We start from the raw sequence: 16,520 nt of genomic DNA on the forward strand, positions 1-16,520 counted from the left end.
CCCCCTTTTTGTCCACCCCAATACCCACGGAGTTACCGATGAATCTTCGACACGTTGCCTCTCGTCTCGCGGTGATCGCCACCACGGCGGCCCTTGCCTCGGTCGCCTATGCGCATCCCAAGCTGTTGTCCTCGACGCCGCAGGACAACGCCGAAGGCGCTTCCCCCGAAAAGATCGAGCTGCATTTTTCCGAGAACCTGATGACGCAATTTTCCGGCGCGGCGCTCGTCATGACGGGCATGCCTGGCATGTCCAGCCATGCGCCGATGCGCGTTGCCGCGAAGGTGTCGGGCAGCGACGATCCCAAGGTCATGGTCATCGCGCCGTCGCAACCCCTGCCGGCCGGCACCTATCGCGTCGATTGGCGCGCCATTTCTTCCGACACGCATCCGGTGACCGGCAAGCTCATGTTCACGGTGAAGTGACTGGCATGGATGGTTGGGTCAACATCGCGGTCCGGTTCGCGCTCTACCTGGATCTCATGCTGCTTTTTGGATTGCCGCTCTTCGGCCTTTACGCATTGCGGCGCCATGAACGACATTCCCCGCATTTCGTGAGGCCGCTGCGCGCGCTGCTCGTGGCGCTGGTTGTCATCGGCATGGCGTTGTCTGCCGGCAGCGTGATCGTGATGGGCAAAGCCATGACCGGGGCGTCCGATTACACCTCGATCGGGGCGCACGCGATGTCGATGCTGATTTCCGGTACGGCCTTCGGGGCGGCGTGGCTGGTTCGCGTCGCCGCCCTGGGGGCATGTCTTGCTGCCTTGCTCGCCCTGGCACGCCGCCCTACGACCGCGCTTGCTGTGGCGACTGTCTCGGGTGGGATTGCGCTGATCACGCTTGCCTGGGGTGGGCACGGGGTGATGGACGAGGGAGACAAAGGCGTCCTCCACCTCACGTCCGACGTTTTCCACCTCGTTGCCGCCGCCGGATGGGTAGGCGCATTGACGGCCTTTGGGCTGCTACTGCGCGTCAATCATGCCACGCCGAAAGCGCGCATCGCGCTGTTGAGCCGAACGCTGAACAGTTTTGCGGTCGTCGGCGCCATGATCGTCGTGACGCTCGTCGCCACCGGACTGGTCAACTACGGCATGATCGCCGGTCCCACGTTGAGTGGTCTGTTCACCACCGCCTATGGACAGTTGCTCGTCGTGAAGCTGGCGCTCTTTGGCCTGATGCTTGGCCTCGCGGCCGCGAATCGCTACCATCTGGCGCCTTTGCTCGAGATCCGGGTACAAAGCGGGGATTACCAGGGGGCGATATCCGCGCTGCGCCGAAGCCTCTTTATCGAAGCCAACGCGGCCACGGCAATTCTCGCCGTGGTCGCGGCGCTCGGCACCTTGAGCCCCAAATGAACGGGACGAAGGTCAGGCATGGGCGCCCGATGCCCAAGCCCGACATGGGATAATGCTTCGCTTGCGGCTGACGCTCACCCACCGCCCGTGCGGGATCGGCCGCGTGTCCGCCCATTTCTGATATGCGCATACTTATAGTCGAAGACGAGCCCAAAATGGCCACCTACCTCAGGAAGGGTCTGACGGAGGCAAGCTATACGGTCGACACAGCGAACAACGGCAAAGACGCCCTGTTCCTTGCGCTGCACGAAGATTTCGATCTGATCGTCCTTGACGTCATGCTCCCCGAACTGGATGGCTTCGAAGTGCTCAAGCGCCTGCGGATGCAAAAGCCCACGCCAGTGCTTCTGCTGACCGCGCGAGACACCGTGGATGACAAGGTGACCGGTCTGGAGCTGGGCGCCGACGACTACCTATCGAAGCCGTTCGCCTATGCCGAATTCCTGGCGCGGATCCGATCGCTCCTGAGACGTGCTCCGCGTAGCGTGCGAGACACACTGCTCATTGCAGATCTGGAGATCGACCTTATCAAGCGCCGTGTCCGCAGGGGGCAGTTGCGGGTCGAGCTCACGGCGCAGGAATTCTCTCTGCTCCAGTTGCTCGCTGAGCGCCAGGGCGAGGTTCTGACGCGAACGTTCATCACCTCGCAGATATGGGACATGAACTTCGACAGCGACACGAACGTCGTTGATGTCGCCGTCAAGCGGCTGCGAGCCAAGATCGACAGCACATTCGAGAACAAGCTGCTGCACACGGTTCGTGGTATGGGCTACGTACTCGAGGATCGTTCGTGAGCGTGGACGGCAGGCCCTACTCCCTGCTGCGTCGTCTCACGGTGGCGTTTTCGACGGTCGCCATTACCGTATTCGCCCTGGTGGGCACGTTCCTCTATGATTCGTTGGCAACGGAGCTGCAGCGGCGCGACGACATCGAAATTACCGGCAAGCTGAACCAGTTCCTCCAGCTCATTCGCGATCAGGGTTCGACGGCGGCGATACGGTCTAATCCCACGCTCTTCCACGAGGTGCTGCTGTCCCACCCCGGGGTTTATCTCGGCATCTTTGACGAGACGAACATGCCGCTGGTGGAACACTCGGACGCGGAGGCGGTGGACCTGTTGCCGATTGCGACGTCGCACCACGCGTTTGGCGTGGCCTATACGTGCGAGCCCGCCGGGATCGGCCTGTCGCGATGTATCTCCGGGCAGGAGGTGTTGCCGGGGGGCGACACGGTTCGCGTCTCGCTCGTGCGCACCGCGTCCGATCGCCGATCGCTCCTCGACAGATACCGCGTTGACGTACTTCTCGCGATGGCCGCAGGGGCGGTGCTGGTCGGCATATTGGGGTATGCCGTTACCAGACGCGGGTTCCGGCCGATCAGGAGCATCGGTCGCCAGACCTCTCGTATCGAAGCGCATAACCTCGGCGAGCGACTCGACATTCGGGGCGCACCGCTGGAACTTCAGGACATCGCACTTTCTGTCAATCGGATGCTGGACCGGCTGGAACGCGCGTTTGTGAGACTTTCGCAATTCTCGTCCGATCTCGCGCACGACATGCGCACGCCACTTGCCAACGTCATCAGCTCGTCGCAAATCACGTTATCGCGCACGCGCACGATCGAAGAATACGAGGCGCTGATCGACTCCAACATCGAAGAATGCGAGCGGCTCCAACGCATGACCGAGAATATGCTGTTCCTCGCTCGCACCGACAATGCCACACAGCATTTGGCGCTCGGCATGCTCGATGCGCAAAGCGAACTGCGCAGGCTCGCGTCTTACTTTCAGGGGTTAGCGGAGGAGGCTGGCGTGGACATCGCGGTCGAGGCAGACGCCCGCATCTGGGCGGACGCGGGCATGTTTCGCCGTGCCGTGAGCAACCTTGTGTCAAACGCGCTGACGCATGCCGCTGCTGGCACCGCGATTACGCTTTGTGCACGTGAATCCACGCGCCAGACCATCGTCAGCGTGACGAACCACGGGGAGTGCATTGCCCCCGAGCATATCGAGAAAATCTTCGAGCGCTTCTATCGCGTCGATCCGTCTCGCCACGGATCTGCGAAAAACACGGGGCTCGGCCTGGCGATCGTCAAATCCATCGTGGAACTTCACCGCGGCAAGGTCGATGTCGTGAGCTCGGAGGGCAAAACCACCTTCATCTTGCTATTTCCGCGCCAACCGAGCGCATAGCGCCGCTCCCTCACCCTGTTACAAGACCACGGGCTTGTCGCTCAGCTCGTTCTTGCCGACGCCTTGTGCCGGGAAGTGTTGCCGCAGATGCTGATCAATGGACTCGACGCCGGCGATGACACCGGCTTCGTATTCGCCTTTCCGAAAAGCGGCTTCCATCTGCCGGCACACGGCGCTCCATTCTCGCGCCCCGACTTTTTGATGGATGCCGCGATCCGCCACGATCTCCACGCTGCGGTCCGCCAGTAGCAGGTAAATCAGAACGCCAGTGTTGTGTTCGGTATCCCATAGGCGCTGCTGGGAGAACACTTCGATGGCACGTTCGCGAGCGGTGAGCCCCTTGAGCAATCCGGCCCAGCTCAGCGCCCCCTCCACGACGAAGCAGAGTTGACCGATATGGCTGGCTTCGCCCGCCGAGATGGCCCGCTCGATCGCCTGCAGCGCCTTGCGCGGGAAGGTTTGTCCGACTTTCCAGTGCGTCATCAGCAGGTGTCGCCCCATGCGCCGAAAGTTTGGCATCACCATTTCCCCGAGGCGCCGCCGCCGCCGAATCCACCGCCGCCGCCACCGAAGCCGCCTCGCCCTGACCCGCCGAAGCCGCCCATGCCGCCGATCCCCCTGAAACCGAGATGGGAGCCGCCAAACATCGTAAAGAGAAGTGCGATCGCGCCAGCGAGCACACCCAGGACGACGGTGCCGGACAAAATCCAGCCGATGACGCCGACAATACCCCCCGTGGCGACGGCGCCGGGACCCCGACCGAGGATCGACCGAAGCACGCCACCCAGGACGAGCGTCAGCACAAGCATTACGGGCAGGAGGGAGCGCACCGAGCCGCTTCCCTCATCGCTGGTGCGCTTCGGCGGCGGTAGCGGCTCGCCGTTGACAACACTCATGATGCGTCCGACGCCAGCGCTCACGCCGCCATAGAAGTCAGCTTGCTCGAAACGTGGAACGATGTCCTCGTTGATGATCCGGTTGCTGATGGCGTCGGTGAGCACGCCCTCGAGACCGTAGCCGACCTCGATGCGCACTCGCCGGGCATCCTTGGCGACAATCAGCAGCACACCGTCATCCGTGCCATTGCGCCCGAGCTTCCATTGTTCGACGACGCGGATGGAGTACTGCGCAATGTCTTCGGATTGCGTGGTCGGTACCATCAACACCCCGATCTGACTGCCCTTTGCGGCCTCGAAAGCTTGCAGCTTTTGCTCCAGGGCTGCCGTCTGTTCGCGGGTCAATGTGCCGGTCAGGTCGGTGACTCGGGCGGTCAATGGGGGAATGGCAACCTCGGCGCTTGCCCCAAGGAACAGGCAAAGCAGCAGCGCCGGAAACAAGCCTTTGACGGCCAGAAGCCATTTCACGTTGACCTCCCGGGGACGAACCTATTCACTATCGCCGCTCCCCACCCTCTCGCATTGACGCGTGTCAAACGTCGGCATCGCCATGACGGAGATGGCGAGCGCCTCGGGCGAGCCACCCCATGCGACATGCGCCGCGACAGGCGAGATCGGGGCTTGACCTCCGTCAAGCGGTGCGCTTGGCGCGCTGCCTATGATGAATGTGACCGCAAGATAGAAGGATCCCATGGAAACACGCCAACAGTTTTCCCTTTGGTACGTGCTCGCGGCCGTCACGGCGATGCTGATCCTTCAGAGCGTCATTACCCCTTCGGACGTCGAGACGCTGCCGTACAGCGATTTCAAGGTGCTATTGAAGGCGGGCAAGCTCAATAACATTACGCTCGGCGAAGGCGCCATCACGGGGACGCTAAATACCGATGGCATCGAGAATTTTCTCCCCAAACCCCAGGCTGACGCGATGCAGCATCAGGGAAAGGGCGAGCATGCCTTTTCGACGATCCGCGTCAATGACCCCGCCTTGGTCCAGGAACTCGAAGCGGCAAAGGTGCGCTTCGTCGGGCAGGCCGACAACAAGTGGATCGGCGCAGTGCTGTCCTGGATTGTCCCCGCTGCGCTGTTCTTTGCCTTCTGGACCTTCCTCATCAAGCGCGTCGGCGGCGCCGCGGGGGGCGTGATGGAGATCGGAAAGAGCAAGGCCAAGGTCTACATGCAGCAGGAGACGGGCGTGACTTTCGCCGATGTCGCCGGCATCGACGAAGCGAAGGAAGAACTCGCCGAAATCGTCAACTTCCTGAAAGATCCCGACCGCTACCGGCGCCTGGGAGGCAAGATTCCCAAGGGGGTGTTGCTGCTTGGCGCCCCCGGCACCGGCAAGACACTTCTGGCCAAGGCGGTCGCGGGCGAGGCGGCTGTCCCGTTCTTCAGCATCAGTGGCTCGGAGTTCGTGGAGATGTTTGTCGGCGTCGGGGCGGCGCGCGTTCGTGACCTCTTCAATCAGGCCGAGACCAAGGCCCCCTGCATCATCTTCATCGATGAACTCGACGCGCTCGGCAAGACCCGTGCCCTGGGCACCTTTACCGGCAACGACGAACGCGAGCAGACGCTGAACCAGTTGTTGGTCGAGATGGATGGCTTCGATACCAACAAGGGCGTCATCATCATGGCTGCAACCAACCGGCCTGAGATTCTGGACCCGGCGCTGTTGCGCCCCGGGCGCTTTGACCGCCATGTCGCGCTGGACCGCCCCGACCTCAAAGGCCGCGAGCAAATTCTCAAGGTTCACGTCAGGCACGTCGTCCTCGCGCCCACCGTCGAGTTGACCGTGCTCGCGGCGCGTACCCCCGGCTTCGCTGGCGCCGAACTCGCCAACCTCGTCAACGAGGCCGCGCTGCTGGCCGCGCGCAAGGGCAAGGATGCCGTGGAAATGGTCGACTTCGACGATGCGCTGGACCGCATCGTCGGTGGCCTGGAAAAGAAGAATCGCGTGATGAATCCACAGGAGAAGGAGACCATCGCCTACCACGAAGCCGGTCACGCCATTGTGGCGGAAATGCGTCCCCATGCCGACCGCGTGTCGAAGGTGTCCATCATTCCACGTGGCGTGTCGGCGCTCGGCTATACCCAGCAGACACCGACTGAGGATCGCTATCTGCTCAAGCAAAGTGAACTGCTCGACCGGCTCGATGTACTGCTCGGCGGACGCGTGGCTGAACAGATTGTTTTCGGCGACGTGTCCACCGGGGCCCAGAACGATCTGCAGCGCGCGACGGATATTGCGCGCCAGATGATTACGCAGTTCGGCATGAGCGAGCCGCTTGGGCTGGCCACTTACGAGGACATGCCGAATCCGCTCTTCAACGGCATCGGCATGGTGCCGCATGAGCGCAGGTCGTGCAGCGAGGAAACCGCGCGACTGATCGACTCTGAGGTTCGGACGATTCTGGCGCAGTCCAGCGCGCGGGTGCGACAAACGCTTCAGGCCTGTCGCCCCAAGCTCGACGCGTTGGCTAAACGCCTCCTTGTCCAGGAAGTGGTAGGCCGCAGCGAGCTTGAGCTCCTGCTGTCCGAGAAGGTGACTCAGCTATCGCCCACGAGGCCGACGGTGCCCGTGGTGTCAGTGCAGCGCGAATCAGGGCAACCGCATGAAGACGAAGACACACGATCATCCTGACGAGACGGAAGTCAGTTCCCTCAGGGAGGACGAATACGAGCGGGAACTGCGCCTGCTGCAGATTGAACTGGTCAAGCTGCAGCGGCACTTCCTCAGTCATTTGAACGAAAGGATCCTGGTGATCTTTGAGGGGCGCGACGCCTCCGGGAAGGACGGCACCATCAAACGGATCGTCGAACATCTGAGCCCTCGGGAGACACGCGTGGTCGCGCTCGGAACGCCCTCCGACCGAGAGCGTGGCTCGTGGTACTTCCAGCGGTACGTTGCAGAACTCCCCGCCCCTGGCGAATTTACGCTGTTCAATCGCAGTTGGTACAACCGCGCAGGCGTCGAGCACGTCATGGGTTTCTGCACCAAGACGGAGCATGAAGAATTCATGTCGAGCGTCGTGGCATTTGAAGGCATGCTGGTGCGCTCGGGAATACGTCTTATCAAGTATTACCTCGACATCACCAAGGACGAACAGCAACGACGCATTGCGTCGCGGCGTCGGGATCCCCTCAAGCAGTGGAAGGTCAGCCCCATCGATGAACAAGCGGTGGCGCTGTGGAAGAAGTACAGCAAGGCGAGAAACGAGATGTTTTCCCGTACGAACGACGGGGTGCCGTGGAATGTGGTCAGGGCCGACGACAAGCGGCTCGCGCGCCTCAATGTCATCAAGGACCTGCTCGCGCGCATGCACTACGCCGGCAAGGATACGAAGCTGATTCGTCCGAATCCGGACATCGTGTTTCCTTATGCCGAGGAGCATCTGCTGAGCGGCGCGATCGCGAAGTAATGCGGCGCCAGTGACGAACGCACGCCATGCGATGCGATGCGATGCGGTGAAGATCGGCATCACCCGCGTGTATCATCTTCCGCCCGCTCCAAACGTTCGCCGTGGCGGAATAGCAACGGGCGCTGATCGACGTGGGCGTCCGTGCCCCGGGCGATTCAGTCTATGAGCGAAAACACCCGCAGACGTTTGGGTCACCTGTCGATAAAGTGTCGGCCAACTGACTTGCAAAGCGTCCGCCGTTCGTGGCGCGCCATCGCGATGCCGCGCTCCCAAAGTCAACCTCTTGTCCCCCACTGCCAGTCCTGGAGGTAGTCGTGCACCGTTTTACCCTGAACACCAAACTGTTGTTGGCCTTGGGCCTGATGTGGATCAGCCTGCTGGTCATTTGCGCCTGGGGCTCGATCAATACGCGTCAGACCATGTTCGCGGAGCGCGAACTCGGCCTCAAGAACGTCGTGGATTCCGCGACCAGCGTGATTAAAAGATATGCAGATGCTGCCGAAAAAGGCACGCTCACCAAAGCCGAAGCGCAGCGCGATGCGATCGCCGAAGTGCGCGCCATGCGCTTTGGCGACAGTGGCTATCTCTCCATTTCCGACACCCACGCGAATGTGGTGATGCATCCCATCAAGCCGGAATTGGATGGCAAGAACCTCTCCGACTTCAAAGATTCGTCGGGCCAATACGTGTTCCGGGAGATCTCCAACGTCGGCCGGGCCGGAGGGGGGTACTTCACTTACCAATGGCCGAAGCCTGGTCACGATAAGCCGGTTGGCAAGATCAGCCGTGTCGGATACTTCGCGCCGTGGGACTGGTGCATTACAGGCGGGGTCTACACCGACGACATCAACGACGCGTTTTACCGCTCTCTCGCCGAATGGGCCGGACTGCTGGTAGTGCTCGGCGCCATTGTCTCGGCGGCGATGTTGTTGATCATTCGCAACATCAAGAAGAGCCTGGGCGGCGAGCCGCACTACGCCGTCGAGATTGCCGGGCGCATCGCCCAGGGCGATCTCGCCATGACGATTGAGACGCAACCGGGCGACACCACCAGCCTGCTTGCCGCCATGCGCGCCATGCAGGAAAGCCTCTCGTCCACGGTCGACCGTATTCGCGGCGGTACCGAATCGATCACGTCGGCCGCACGCCAGATCGCCGCCGGCAACACCGATCTGTCGGCGCGCACCGAAGAACAGGCGGCGTCGTTGGAGGAAACGGCATCGTCCATGGAGCAACTCACCGCCACGGTCAAGCAGAATGCCGACAATGCGCGGCAGGCCAGCGCGCTGGCGGTGAATGCCTCGGAAATCGCAGAGCGCGGCGGAAATGTCGTCGGGCAGGTCGTCGGCACGATGCACGGCATCTCGGACAGTTCCGGCAAGGTCGTCGACATCATCAGCGTGATCGACGGCATCGCGTTCCAGACGAACATTCTTGCCCTGAATGCCGCAGTGGAAGCGGCGCGCGCCGGCGAGCAAGGCCGCGGCTTCGCCGTGGTGGCCGGCGAAGTCCGAACCCTCGCCCAGCGCAGCGCTGCCGCAGCCAAGGAAATCAAGGCGTTGATCGAGAGTTCCGCTCAGCAAGTGCGCGAAGGCTCGGTGCTGGTCGGGCAGGCGGGCCAGACCATGACGGACATCGTCCAGGCAGTGAAGCGAGTCACCGACATCATGGGCGAGATCTCCGCCGCCTCCAGCGAGCAAAGCCGGGGCATCGAACAGGTCAACCGTGCCGTTACGCAGATGGATGAGGTGACGCAACAGAATGCCGCTCTGGTCGAAGAGGCTGCTGCCGCCGCCTCATCCATGGAGGAGCAGGCAACGCGCCTGCAAGAGGCCGTAACCGAGTTCCAGATCGCTCCCGCACCCGCAGCGCAGCGAATCACCGAGCGCCCCTATCTGGTTGGCGAAAAAAGGCTGGCAGCGTGAGGCCGGAGGTCGTCCAGGCAAGCTCGCCCTGCGACTACTCGAGTTTGAAACTCAGCTTTGCGGTGATTCGATAGTTGACGATCTTGCCGTCGGCTACCTCGGCCGAAAAGTCCTCGATGTAGATGGATTTGACATCGCGAAGGGACTTTTGGGCCGCGGCGACGGCTTTCGTCGCCGCATCCTCCCAACTCTTGGGGGATTCGGCGAGCACTTCGATAACTTTGACGATATTTTTTGACATGACGGCTCTCGCAAAGGTGCATGGCAGCTCGTGGGATGTCTCCCGGCCAAGGTGTGCGACTGCCATGAGCCAAGCATGGTCGCTGGTGCATCTGCCGTGTTGACCGATGTCAAACGCATCCGCTCGCCGCTTCCCCGCCCAGCAACGCCAGCGACACGCACGCGCGTTATCCCGTCACCATCGGATGGCCCACCGTCTGGGCCAGCACCGGTATCTCATCTTCGTTGAGCGACATGGCGTTGGCCAGCACTCGATGATTCAACCAGCCACGCACGACGCACGCCAGTCCGGCTGACGCACAGTACAGCGACACGTTCTGCGCAATCGCGCCGACGGCGATGCCGGCGAACGAATCCCGTTGTGACTGAGGAAACGCGTCGGCGCGCGCGTGATTGACCACGTACACCAGATCAAGCGGCGCCTGACCGACAAAGTCCTGGTAGCCGGTGAGATTGCGCGCATCGACGGCATGCTTGAGGCGCAGTTGGTGCGACGCCGGGTCATAGCGATATACGCCCTCGGGCAGGGCGACGTACACGTCGATCTCGTTCACGCCGCGCGCCGACGGCGCAGTGCGCCCGCCGGTATCGGCGCGATTGACGCCGTCCGCCGCCCACAGCAGATCGCCGAGTTGCTGGCGGGAAAGCGCGGTCGGCGCAAAGTCTCGCACGCTCTTGCGACGTGCCAGCGACATCATCAAGCTGGCGCCGCCTTCGAGACTCGGCGGCGGCAGCGATATGAGCGGCAGCGACTCACTGGCGAGCGGAACAGGAGATGCATTGTGCACGACGGCGTACGCAGGAAGCTTGGCCTCATTCATCGTGGGAACCCTCGAAAGACCGATGGCGGGCGGTCATGCCCGGCTGCTTCGAGCATAGGCAGCCGATCTCGGTCGGCCTTGATACGGGTCAACGAGGGGCGAAGCCGCAGCAGGCTCCGGGCCACGGATCGCACCATTCGCGCGGTCAGTGTCGCTCAGCAAAAGCATGCCGGGCGCCCTGCCGACGCCGGCAACACCGAAAGCACCTCGTCCGCGCCAGCCTCGGGCCGGAAAATCGTCACGCCTTTGAGTCCGAATTGCCACGCACGATAGAGCATATCTCCGACCCGCTCGCGCGACACCCCGCTAGGGACCAGCACCGTCTTCGAGATGCCGGCATCGATGAACGGTTGTATTGCCGCGACCATGCGCAGGTGATCGTCGCCGCTCACCTGACTGGCCGTGACGAAGTAGTCCGGCAATGCCGCCTGCTCGCCACACAAGGCGCGGAAGCACCGGTAGGCGTGATTCTCGATGCGGTAAGCGCGCGGGGCCTGATGCCGCAAGCGCAACTGACGCCGATACGCCCAGTCGAACGCCGGCTCGATGCCGCTTGAACAGTTGCCGCCGAACGCCAGACTCACACTGCCTGTCGGGGCTATCGACAGCAGATGGCTATTGCGCAGCCCATAACGCGCAATATCGGCGCGCACGGCATCCGGCAACGCCGACGCAAAGCATCCCGTCGACAGGATGCGCTCGCCGCCGAACAGCGGATACGCCCCGCGCTCGCGCGCCAATGCCGCCGATGCCGCATAAGCGTTGTCGCGCAGGCATCGCCCGATGGCGCTGGCGAGGTCCCTGCCCTGCGGCGTGTCGTACCGCAGACACATCATCGTCAGCGCATCAGCCAGCCCCGTGACGCCCACACCGATCCTTCGCTTGCTTCGGGCTTCGTGTCCGTGCTCCGGTAACGGCCATCGCGTGACGTCGATCGCGTTATCGAGCATTCTGACCTGGACATGGACGAGCCGTGCCAGACCCGCAAAGTCGAACGCCGGCATTCCCCCCACGCCGAACGGATGCCTGACTCGCCTCGACAGATCGATCGGACCGAGCACGCAACTTCCCCACGCTGGGAGCGGTTGTTCACCGCACGGATTCGTCGCGACAATCGATTCGATGTCGGCAAGGTCGTTGGATGCACGGATCGTGTCGATGAACAGCAAGCCCGGCTCGGCACTTTCGTGGGCTGCTTCGACGATCCGCGCCCACAATTGCCGTGCGGGTACCCTCGCGTAGCACCAGTTGCCGTTGTCGAGCAAATGCGCGCCCGTCGCCAGTCGTTGCCGATTGGGTGCCGCGCGATGCTGAAGTCGCCACTCGGTATCGCGGGCAACGGCCTCCATGAACTCGGCGGTCGCCGCCACCGACACATTCAATGTCGTCCAGCGCCGGCGTCCGCGCTTGGCATTGATGAATTCGTCCAGATCGGGGTGATCGCAGCGCAACACCGCCATCTGCGCGCCGCCGCGCGTATCGGTCAAGGCCACCGACTGGCAGGCCAGGTCGAACCGCTCGATGACGTCGCAGACATCGCCCGTTCCATCATCCGACGCAGACACCAGCGCGTCGGCCGGCGCCACCGGCGAGAAGTCGTATCCGACGCCCCCGCCCATGCGCAGGGTGGTCAGCGCCTGCGCCAGCGCGCGCGCAATGTCGTCCTGACGGGCCACCGGTACGTCCGGACCCACGATCGGGTGCACGAAGCAGTTCACCATTGTGGCGTGTTTGCTCGTGCCCGCGTTGGCCATGATCCGGCCCGCGCCGATCGCGCCCCGCAGCATGTTGCCGTAGAACAGCCGTGCCGCATGCTGACGTCGATCCGGCGGCTCCGCCTCGGCCAACGCACGCGCCACCCGCCGGAAGACCTGGTCGCGTGCCGTCTCCCCGGTCCCAAGGTAGCGATCCGCCAGCACGGCATCGCAGACCGCGGACGCCGAATCGCGAGTGATCGACATGGGAATGACTCCCTCGTCAGGATCGGTGCCAGCGTACGTGCAATTCCGATTCGGCGTGCCGGTAGTCGAGATCCAGGCTTCCGCCATAGGCATGGTGAATCGCACTGCCGATATCGCGTGCAATATGCATGCCGGTCGTCGTGATCGCCGTACCGTCGTCGCCCGACGTGATCGCCATCACGCGCTCCATCGGATGTTCTCGATGCAGCCGCTGCGCGCGATGATTCACCAGACCGAGAATTTCCTGTCGATGTGCAGCCTCGAAGGTGCCGTCCAGTACCAGACGGGCTGCGGGCACGCCGTCGGCGCTGCGATGACAGGCCGAGCAAGTGACGGTGGCCGCGTCGGGCGGCACGGCGCGCCATTGCCAATGACCGCGGAGGTAGACGGCGTGACACACCGGGCAAGCCGCGAGTGCGGGAGCGGCCGAAGGTTGCTTGTAACTGTCGGGTACATGCTTGTCCGGAAAGTGATCCCAACTCGTGGGCCGGACCATGGCAGACCTAGCTCTGACTTTCATGGTGTGACTCCTTGAAACGCTGGCGCAGGCTCGTGCCGAATGCGCGTCCGCCACAGACGCCACCGGGAGATGCCAAGCGGTCGACATCAACGCGACACGCCATGCTCGCCCGCCAGATATAGATACAGTAAGCGGTTGCGCGCGCGACAACTTGGCCTGGATCAAATGGCGCAGCATCTCTCGCGACGCCTCGTCATGCGAGCGCCGAGGCCCCTCTCCCATGGACCATCGGCGAGCGCGGCGAGGTCCGCGCCTTCAATGCGGCAAGGTCGTCGGCTCGTATCGATTGCGCGGATTCCACAACATCCACCCGTCGGTCCCCGCGGCGTCGGCCGCATCGATTTGGGCACGAATCTCGGCGGCGCCGAAATTGCGACGATCGAAAGCGTAGTCCCGAAACGCTTGCAGCCAGGGGCGGAAACGCACGCCGGGCAATCCGGTGCGGCGCATCGCCTGCGCGAGAGAGCGCGACACGATCTCGCCCGGATGGTCGATCGGTGGATCGGATCCCGGGAGTCCCCGGGTGAATCCCGACGGGTAGAGCATGGGGGACACGTAATCGACCTGTTCGCCGAGGGTTTCGAGCTGCTGCCCAATCGCCGTGTCGTTGAGGTTCCAGCAGACGTAGCCGAAGATATCGACCGACAGGTAGACGTTGTAGCGCAGCAGGCGCTCGCGCGCGGCGCTCAGGAATCCGGTGATGGCGCCGACCCGGTGTTCGGCGGTGTTGGTCTCGTGAAATTGCAGCCCTGGCGCGTCCGGGAATCTCAGGTAGTCGAATTGGATCTCGTCGAACCCCATGCGCGCCGCCTCCTCGGCGACGTCAAGATTGTGCATCCATGCGGCGGAAATCGTCGGATCGATCCATCGGAGCTGTTCGCGGTCACGCCACACGTTACCCTCGGCATCGCGCACCGCCCACTCCGGATGGGCCCGCGCCAAAGGATCGTCCTTGAATACCACGATGCGGGCAATAAGGTACAAGCCGCGATCATGCAGCGATTTCACCAGTGCCGGCAGATCTTTTACCCGTGGCGCGTTCGCGGGCACATGCGCCTGCGCACCGATGCCTTCCCGCGCAGGACTGCGATACGGCGTCATGCCGCGATCGCCTTTGACATCGATGACAAGCGCGTTAATGGCGGTACGTTCGGGCAACGTCAGCACGGCATCGAGCAATACACGGCTCGCGATGCCGTACACGGAGAGATACACGGCTTTGGGCCGGATGCGCGTCATGGGAACGGTCGTGCGACCTCCCCCGCGAAGCGAGGCTTGTACTCTCGCATACCCCGGCGCGCGCACCGAGACGGCCATCGGCGCCCCCGCCGCCGTGTCGGGAAGCACGAGCTCGCCATCGCGGTTGCTTATCCAGGCGCGGCCCCCGCTCACGAGCGTCGCGCCCGCAATCGGCTCGCGGGTCGCGACATCGACGACGGTCGCTGCCACGGTGTCTGCCGTGGCCGGCGCCACGGGTTGCAGGCACAGGAGCGAAAGGCTCCAGACGATCCATCGGCTAATCATGATGCGTTTGTGCATTGCGCAACATGCCGCGCAGGCACGTCATGTCGCAGTGCTGCGTCATGAGGTATCGCGGCAACGCCATGGCATTCGACTGCGGCGTGACGGGTTTGGCATCGAGAGAGAACCCATTCGTGTAGCCCTCGTCGCGAGCCATGGCCTCTAATTCAGTATCGTAAATGCCAAACGGCCACGCCAGTAGACGAACGGACCGATGCAGTTCGCCCTCGATCCGACCGCGGGAACGGCGAAGCTGATCGTGCACGAAGCGCCGGTAAGCCGCAGGCGCCAGCCGCGCGCGCTCCGTCTTGAAATCGGGATGCCATTCGGTGTGAGACTCGATGTCGAAAGTCCCCGATTGCGCAAGCGCGCGCAACTGATCCCACGTCATGGCATACGACGCATTGGAGATGGCCGACGGGTAAACGAATAGTGTGACGGGCACCGAGCGCCCCTTCAACATCGGCCACAGCACCTCGTAGACGGACCGGTGGCCATCGTCCACGCTCAGGACGAGTGCGCGCGGCGGCAGGTTGTCCCGCCTGCCGGCATGCCAGGCGATGACGTCGGCCAGCGGTACCACCCGATAGCCGTTCTCCTCGAAAAAGCGCAGTTGCGACGCGAAGGTCTCCGTGCGCACCGTGGTCGAATCGGTGACGCGCTCCGCGAAGCGGTGATAGACGAGAATCAGGACGTCATGTTGCGCGGGGGCGGCATTCGTGATGCCAGCACACGTCAAGCCCATCAGCCCGCCGGCCAGAAGGGCAAGCGCGCGGCGGCGAGCGCCCCTGCGCACGCCGGTCACCTCGCGTGATCGATCGCGAAATGTTGCTCGTGGCGATGCTGACAAGCGGCACATCGCTTCGCCGTCGGATACGCCTTCAGCCGGGCATACGGAATACTCTGGCGGCAATCGATGCAGATGCCGTACTCGCCACGGCGTATGCGATCGCGTGCCGCTTCAATATCCGAGAGTTGTTGGCGAAAGCGATCGAGCATGGCATCTTGCACGCGTTCGGCGGCTTCCTCGTTCGCGAGGTCGGCGTCGTCGTGGGGCTCCGATGCCGAGCGTTCGCCGAGCGGCGATTCGGTGGTGGCCATCACGCTTTGAATGCGCTTTTCCTCCGTATCCATCAGCGTCTCCAACGCGCCAAGTCCCGGGTTTTTGAGGCTTTCCATCGTTGGTCTCCCATCAAAGGCGCAGGTCGGCATCCGACGGCGTACGCCGGCCTCGAGCGATCATGGGGGCCACCACCGCGCCCGCGACGGCCGCCAGCGCGGCGATGGATGCCGCGGCCGCTACGCTCTGCCAGGGATGGTCGTGCACGTAATGGTCAGTGGTTCGCGCCCATCCCGACACGCGCTGCTGGCTCGTTTTGCGCAGCGTATCGAGCTGTGCGCTCAGTTGCTGAAGCCTGGCAGTGAGTGCGGGACGCGCTTCATCGGACGCCGGATTGGCTTCGTCGGCAATATCACGCAGCAACGCCTTGATATCGGCAAGGAGGGCCTCGGCGTCGTTGACCAAGGTCTGACGGTGATTCATGAATTCAGTCCGAATGTCGTTCATTTCTCGCTCCCATCGAATTCGACAATGCGCCGCCGTTGTCGGCGCGGGCCAGGTTCACTATAGACATCTGCGCACGGCGTGCCATGACATGGCGCAAATCGGCGTGAT

17 protein-coding genes are annotated in these 16,520 nt (G+C 63.0%); 7 read left to right on the plus strand and 10 right to left on the minus strand.

Annotated features, from left to right (window positions below):
- Positions 1-38 precede the first annotated feature (38 nt).
- The 4 genes from copC (at position 39) to PSO31014_RS00745 (ending at position 3,545) form a co-directional block, all read left to right on the plus strand.
- A complete protein-coding gene (copC, locus tag PSO31014_RS00730; protein WP_150549852.1) occupies positions 39-425 on the plus strand; it encodes a copper homeostasis periplasmic binding protein CopC in 387 nt (128 codons plus the stop codon).
- Between the two features lie 5 nt (positions 426-430).
- Positions 431-1,354, plus strand: coding sequence for a copper homeostasis membrane protein CopD (gene copD, locus PSO31014_RS00735; RefSeq protein WP_150549853.1), 924 nt, complete (start codon positions 431-433; stop codon positions 1,352-1,354).
- A gap of 122 nt (positions 1,355-1,476) precedes the next feature.
- Positions 1,477-2,148, plus strand: coding sequence for a heavy metal response regulator transcription factor (locus tag PSO31014_RS00740; RefSeq protein ID WP_150549854.1), 672 nt, complete (start codon positions 1,477-1,479; stop codon positions 2,146-2,148).
- A gap of 2 nt (positions 2,149-2,150) precedes the next feature.
- Positions 2,151-3,545, plus strand: coding sequence for a heavy metal sensor histidine kinase (locus PSO31014_RS00745; RefSeq protein WP_150550383.1), 1,395 nt, complete (start codon positions 2,151-2,153; stop codon positions 3,543-3,545).
- Between the two features lie 18 nt (positions 3,546-3,563).
- Here the strand turns inward: PSO31014_RS00745 and PSO31014_RS00750 are convergent, their stop codons facing one another.
- Positions 3,564-4,070: a TPM domain-containing protein gene (locus PSO31014_RS00750; protein WP_217424899.1), complete on the minus strand. Its 507-nt coding sequence runs from the start codon at positions 4,068-4,070 to the stop codon at positions 3,564-3,566.
- Positions 4,064-4,909, minus strand: a complete 846-nt coding sequence (locus tag PSO31014_RS00755) for a TPM domain-containing protein (RefSeq protein WP_150549856.1) — start codon at positions 4,907-4,909, stop codon at positions 4,064-4,066. Before PSO31014_RS00755 ends, PSO31014_RS00750 begins: the two co-directional genes overlap by 7 nt.
- Positions 4,910-5,132: 223 nt before the next feature.
- Here PSO31014_RS00755 and ftsH point away from each other — a divergent pair, with 223 nt between their 5' ends.
- The 3 genes from ftsH to PSO31014_RS00770 all read left to right on the plus strand — a co-directional run bounded on the left by ftsH (position 5,133) and on the right by PSO31014_RS00770 (position 9,782).
- Positions 5,133-7,079 carry an ATP-dependent zinc metalloprotease FtsH gene (ftsH, locus tag PSO31014_RS00760; protein ID WP_150549857.1) on the plus strand — a complete coding sequence of 649 codons (1,947 nt, stop codon included), beginning with the start codon at positions 5,133-5,135 and terminating at the stop codon, positions 7,077-7,079.
- Positions 7,051-7,857 (plus strand): polyphosphate kinase 2, encoded by an 807-nt coding sequence (gene ppk2, locus PSO31014_RS00765; RefSeq protein ID WP_150549858.1) that lies wholly within the window; start codon positions 7,051-7,053, stop codon positions 7,855-7,857. Before ftsH ends, ppk2 begins: the two co-directional genes overlap by 29 nt.
- 314 nt (positions 7,858-8,171) lie before the next feature.
- Entirely contained in the window at positions 8,172-9,782 is a 1,611-nt protein-coding gene (locus tag PSO31014_RS00770) for a methyl-accepting chemotaxis protein (protein WP_150550384.1), read from the plus strand.
- A 34-nt stretch (positions 9,783-9,816) separates the two neighbouring features.
- Here the strand turns inward: PSO31014_RS00770 and PSO31014_RS00775 are convergent, their stop codons facing one another.
- From PSO31014_RS00775 to PSO31014_RS00810, 8 genes are all read right to left on the minus strand, one after another.
- Entirely contained in the window at positions 9,817-10,023 is a 207-nt protein-coding gene (locus tag PSO31014_RS00775; RefSeq protein ID WP_017234467.1) for a dodecin family protein, read from the minus strand.
- A gap of 166 nt (positions 10,024-10,189) precedes the next feature.
- Positions 10,190-10,843, minus strand: coding sequence for a nitroreductase family protein (locus PSO31014_RS00780; RefSeq protein WP_150549859.1), 654 nt, complete (start codon positions 10,841-10,843; stop codon positions 10,190-10,192).
- Between the two features lie 155 nt (positions 10,844-10,998).
- On the minus strand, positions 10,999-12,804 hold the full coding sequence (locus PSO31014_RS00785) for an adenosylcobalamin-dependent ribonucleoside-diphosphate reductase (protein ID WP_150549860.1): 1,806 nt from the start codon (positions 12,802-12,804) through the stop codon (positions 10,999-11,001).
- Positions 12,805-12,820: 16 nt separating this feature from the next.
- On the minus strand, positions 12,821-13,324 hold the full coding sequence (locus PSO31014_RS00790) for a BCAM0308 family protein (RefSeq protein ID WP_174976324.1): 504 nt from the start codon (positions 13,322-13,324) through the stop codon (positions 12,821-12,823).
- 255 nt (positions 13,325-13,579) lie between these two features.
- Positions 13,580-14,848: a putative glycoside hydrolase gene (locus tag PSO31014_RS00795; RefSeq protein ID WP_174976325.1), complete on the minus strand. Its 1,269-nt coding sequence runs from the start codon at positions 14,846-14,848 to the stop codon at positions 13,580-13,582.
- The gene (locus PSO31014_RS00800; RefSeq protein WP_150549862.1) at positions 14,841-15,650 is read right to left on the minus strand and encodes a polysaccharide deacetylase family protein; all 810 of its coding nucleotides are present in this window, start codon (positions 15,648-15,650) and stop codon (positions 14,841-14,843) included. Before PSO31014_RS00800 ends, PSO31014_RS00795 begins: the two co-directional genes overlap by 8 nt.
- Positions 15,647-16,024, minus strand: coding sequence for a TraR/DksA family transcriptional regulator (locus PSO31014_RS00805; protein ID WP_150549863.1), 378 nt, complete (start codon positions 16,022-16,024; stop codon positions 15,647-15,649). The genes PSO31014_RS00800 and PSO31014_RS00805 overlap by 4 nt, the downstream gene beginning before the upstream one ends.
- Positions 16,025-16,037: 13 nt before the next feature.
- Positions 16,038-16,412: an ElaB/YgaM/YqjD family protein gene (locus tag PSO31014_RS00810; protein ID WP_150549864.1), complete on the minus strand. Its 375-nt coding sequence runs from the start codon at positions 16,410-16,412 to the stop codon at positions 16,038-16,040.
- Positions 16,413-16,520: the final 108 nt, after the last annotated feature.

Source organism: Pandoraea soli (assembly GCF_902459595.1).
GTDB lineage: Bacteria > Pseudomonadota > Gammaproteobacteria > Burkholderiales > Burkholderiaceae > Pandoraea > Pandoraea cepalis.